The organism is Mycobacterium sp. TH-M103, assembly GCF_057473785.1.
On sequence record NZ_JBYCLG010000237.1, the window covers coordinates 1 to 4,164 of the forward strand.

Annotated in this window: 5 protein-coding genes; all 5 read left to right on the top strand. The window is 68.9% G+C overall.

Annotation, left to right across the window (positions count from 1 at the left end):
• Window positions 1-947, top strand: a 947-nt coding sequence (locus tag AC2VOR_RS13695; protein WP_486963952.1) for an acyl-CoA dehydrogenase family protein, incomplete at its 5' end; no start/stop codon positions are given.
• A 7-nt stretch (window positions 948-954) separates the two neighbouring features.
• A complete protein-coding gene (locus AC2VOR_RS13700) occupies window positions 955-1,755 on the top strand; it encodes an enoyl-CoA hydratase/isomerase family protein (protein WP_369737018.1) in 801 nt (266 codons plus the stop codon).
• Window positions 1,756-1,757: 2 nt separating this feature from the next.
• Complete coding sequence (locus AC2VOR_RS13705) at window positions 1,758-2,906, top strand: thiolase family protein (protein ID WP_369737019.1); 1,149 nt, start codon at window positions 1,758-1,760, stop codon at window positions 2,904-2,906.
• 110 nt (window positions 2,907-3,016) lie between these two features.
• Complete coding sequence (locus AC2VOR_RS13710; RefSeq protein WP_369737020.1) at window positions 3,017-3,640, top strand: TetR/AcrR family transcriptional regulator; 624 nt, start codon at window positions 3,017-3,019, stop codon at window positions 3,638-3,640.
• Window positions 3,637-4,143 (top strand): hypothetical protein, encoded by a 507-nt coding sequence (locus AC2VOR_RS13715; protein WP_486963953.1) that lies wholly within the window; start codon window positions 3,637-3,639, stop codon window positions 4,141-4,143. Before AC2VOR_RS13710 ends, AC2VOR_RS13715 begins: the two co-directional genes overlap by 4 nt.
• The last annotated feature ends 21 nt before the right edge of the window (window positions 4,144-4,164 follow it).

Sequence of the window (4,164 nt, forward strand, 5' to 3'; positions counted from 1 at the left end):
AGGAGGTCGCCAAATCCGGCGGCGCCATGAACGCGGCCAGTTCGATCCACCTGTCGATCTTCGGGATGCAACCGGTGGTGGTGCACGGCTCCGACGAGCTCAAGGCGCGCACGCTGCCGCGCGTCGCGACCGGTGAAACCCATGTCTGCTTCGGGGTGACCGAACCGGGTGCCGGGCTCGACACGTCGCGCATCACCACGTTCGCCAAGCGCGACGGTGACCGCTACATCGTCAACGGCCGCAAGGTCTGGATCTCCAAAGCCATGGAGTCTGAGAAGATCCTGTTGCTGACGCGCACCCAGAGTTACGACGAAGTCGTCAAGAAGACCGACGGCATGACGCTGTTCCTGACCGACCTCGACCGCAGCCGCGTCGATATCCGCCCGATCCGCAAGATGGGCCGCAACGCTGTCAGCTCCAACGAGTTGTTCATCGACAACCTCGAAGTGCCGGTCGAGGACCGAGTCGGCGAGGAGGGGAAGGGCTTCAAGTACATCCTCGACGGCCTCAACCCGGAACGGATGCTGATCGCGGCCGAGGCCCTCGGCATCGGCCGGGTGGCGCTCGCCAAAGCGGTGAAGTACGGCAACGAGCGCGAGGTCTTCGGCCGGCCCATCGGGATGAACCAGGGTCTGCAGTTCCCGCTCGCCGACTCGCTGGCCCGCCTCGACGCCGCCGAGCTGATGTTGCGCAAGGCCACGTGGCTCTACGACAACGGGAAACCCTGTGGCCGCGAGGCGAATACCGCGAAATATTTGTGCGCCGACGCCGGCTTCACCGCCGCCGACCGCGCGTTGCAGACCCACGGCGGCATGGGCTATTCCGAGGAGTATCACATCGCCCGCTACTTCCGTGAGGCCCGGCTGATGAAGATCGCGCCGGTCAGCCAGGAGATGATCCTGAACTTCCTGGGGGCCAACGTGTTGAAGCTGCCGCGGAGCTATTGACCCATAGATGACGGATCCTGTTCTGCTGTCGGCGGATCGCGGCGGCGTGCGCACGTTGACGCTGAACCGTCCGCACCGCAAGAACGCGATCGACCCCGAGTTGTGGGTCGCGCTGCGCGACGCGCTCGACGCGGCAGGCAGGGACCGCGGCGTGCGCGCACTGGTGCTCACCGGCGCCGGCGGCAGCTTCTGTTCCGGCGCCGACATCTCCGTTCGCGACGACGTCCACCCCCGCGACAAGCTGCAGCGCCTGACCGATGTGGCGCTGGCGCTGCACGAGCTGCCGGTTCCCACGGTCGCCAAGGTGACCGGCGTCGCCGTCGGCGCGGGCTGGAACCTGGCGCTGGGCTGCGACCTGGTGGTGGCGACGCCGGAATCGACGTTTTGCCAGATCTTCTCCAAGCGCGGCCTGTCGATCGACCTCGGGGGTTCGTGGCTGTTGCCCAGACTGGTCGGCCTGCAGCAGGCCAAGCGGCTGGCGCTGCTCGCCGAGACGATCGGCGCCGCCGAGGCGCACGACCTGAACCTGGTGACCTGGGTGGTGCCCTCCGCCGAGATCGACGCGTTCGTCGAGGACCTGACCGGGCGGCTGGCGGCCGGCCCGCCCGTCGCACTGGCCCAGACCAAGGCCCTGCTCAACGAGGGCGCCGACCGCACCATGCGCGACGCGCTGGCCAACGAGGCCCGCGCTCAGATCGTCAACTTCGCCACCGTGGACGTGCCCGCCGCCTATGCCGCCTTCGCCGAGCGGCGGGAGCCGTCGTTTACTGGTCAGTGGGCGCTGAAGAAATCGGAGCAATCGGAGTGAACATGCGTGAAACGGTCATCGTCGAAGCGGTACGCACGCCAGTCGGGAAGCGCAACGGCGGGTTGTCGGGCCTGCACGCCGCCGACCTGTCCGCGGTCGTCCTCAACGAACTGCTGGAACGTACCGGCGTCGGCCCGGAGATCGTCGACGACGTGATCTGGGGATGCGTGTCGCAGGTCGGCGACCAGTCCAGCAACATCGGCCGCTACGCGGTGCTGGCCGCCGGGTGGCCGGAAACCATCCCCGGGACGACGGTCAACCGCGCGTGTGGTTCCAGCCAGCAGGCCCTGGACTTCGCGGTCCAGGCAGTGATGTCCGGCCAGCAGGATGTCGTGGTGGCCGGCGGCGTCGAGGTGATGAGCCGGGTCCCGCTGGGGGCGGCCCGGGCGACGGGGATGCCGTACGGCCCCAAAGTCCTGGCCCGCTATGACGACTTCTCCTTCAACCAGGGCCTGTCCGCGGAGATGATCGCCAAGAAGTGGGGCCTGTCCCGCACGCGGCTCGACGAATACTCGGCCCTGTCCCACGAGCGGGCCGCCGCGGCCCAGGACCGCGGCGCCTTCACCGACCAGATCGTGCCGGTCTTCACCGAGGACGGGGCCGTCGTCACCGCGGACGAGGGCATTCGGCGCGGGACCAGCGTCGAGAAGCTGGGCACGCTCAAGCCGGCATTCGTCGAGGACGGGGTCATCCACGCGGGCAACTCCTCGCAGATCTCCGACGGGGCCGCCGCGCTGCTGGTGACCACCTCGCAGATGGCGCTCGAACTGGGGCTGACGCCGATTGTGCGCTACCGCGCGGGCGCGGTCACCGGCGCGGATCCGGTGCTCATGCTCACCGGTCCCATCCCGGCGACCGAGAAGGTGCTGAAGAAGGCCGGCGTTGCGCTGTCGGAGGTGGGCGTGTTCGAGGTGAACGAGGCCTTCGCGCCGGTCCCGCTGGCGTGGCTGGCCGAGACGGGCGCCGACGCGGGCCTGGTCAACCCGCTGGGCGGCGCCATCGCCCTCGGGCATCCGCTGGGCGCCTCCGGTGCGGTGCTGATGACGCGCATGGCGCACCACATGCGAGACAACGGGATCCGCTACGGCCTGCAGACCATGTGCGAGGGGGGCGGCACGGCCAACGCGACCCTCGTGGAACTCGTCGGTTAGCGGGGCGCGACAACCGCCGAAAAACAGCTCATGTGAGACCCTTGTCACAGTCGCCAAACCAACCTACTGTGTGTTCACTAGGTTGTTCATCCGGCGGACGGACGAATTCGGTGCCCGACACGCGGCGGTACGACACGCTCCTCGCCAAGGGCGAGGACCGCAAGCAGCGGATCCTCGAGGTCGCCCAGCGCCTGCTCATCCGCAACGGCTGGCGCAATACGACGCTGGCCCAGATAGCCGGCGAAGCCGGGGTGACCCCCGCAGGGCTGCTGCACCACTTCGAATCCAAGGAGCAGTTGCTGCACGCGGTGCTCGACGCGCGCGACCTCGACGACGAGGTGCACGCCGACCGGACCGGCGACCTGCTCGCCCAGATCGCCCAGGTCGCCGACCGCTTCCACCGCGCGCCCGAACTGGTGGGCACGTTCACGGTGCTCCTGGTGGAGAACATCCTTCCCGAAGCCCCGCTGCACGACCGCATGCTGGCCAGGCACCGGGCCGCGGTCGACATCGTCGCCGACCTCATCCGCGGCGGTCAGGCCGACGGCCGCTACCGCACGGACATAGACCCCGCCATCAAGGCAGTGGAGATTCTCGCCTTCGTCCACGGAATGGAAACCACATGGTTGCTCGACCCTTCAATACCGCTCACCGAGGTGTTCAAGCAGTACGCCGAGACGTTGGCGAGGGACTTCGCGCCCCCGGCAACGGGCGAGACGAGCGCGACGACATGAGGTACCGGCTCGACGTGGTGGCCACCGGCGTCGTCGACGTGGTCGGGTTCGCCGGCGGCTGGCTCTTCGACCGCGCAATGGCGGGATGGGACGTTACGGTGCTGGTCGCCGATCACCCCGACCCCCGGCCGCTGCAGATCCTCGGTGCGCGGGTGCTCGACCTGGAGGACGTCTTGGCGACGATGGAATCCCGTCCGCGTCCGCAGGCCCTGGCGGCCGCGGCGGATCTGTTCGGGTGCGACGCCCGGGTGCGCCAGGGCGTGTTGCAGGCCCTCGACCACGGCGTCACCGAGGTCACTTTGTGGGGGGAGGACTGGCCGGCCGAGCTCGACGAGAGCGTGGGCCTGGTTCAGCACCGCCTGAGCATGGCCGCCCAGATCTTCAAGTCCCAGGCGCTGGCCGCGGCGGCCGTCCCGCACGGCTCGATCGGCCATACCGAAACGTTCCGCAGCGGACTGCTGGCCTGGCCGTCGGTGGCCGCCGATCTGGTGCCCGCCGGCTGAACCGGCGGGGGAGCGAGCCTC

Coding starts and splice junctions, on each gene's coding strand:
- AC2VOR_RS13715 (WP_486963953.1), top strand. CDS start 3,637: ATGAGGTACCGGCTCGACGTGGTGGCCACCGGCGTCGTCGACGTGGTC.
- AC2VOR_RS13700 (WP_369737018.1), top strand. CDS start 955: ATGACGGATCCTGTTCTGCTGTCGGCGGATCGCGGCGGCGTGCGCACG.
- AC2VOR_RS13705 (WP_369737019.1), top strand. CDS start 1,758: ATGCGTGAAACGGTCATCGTCGAAGCGGTACGCACGCCAGTCGGGAAG.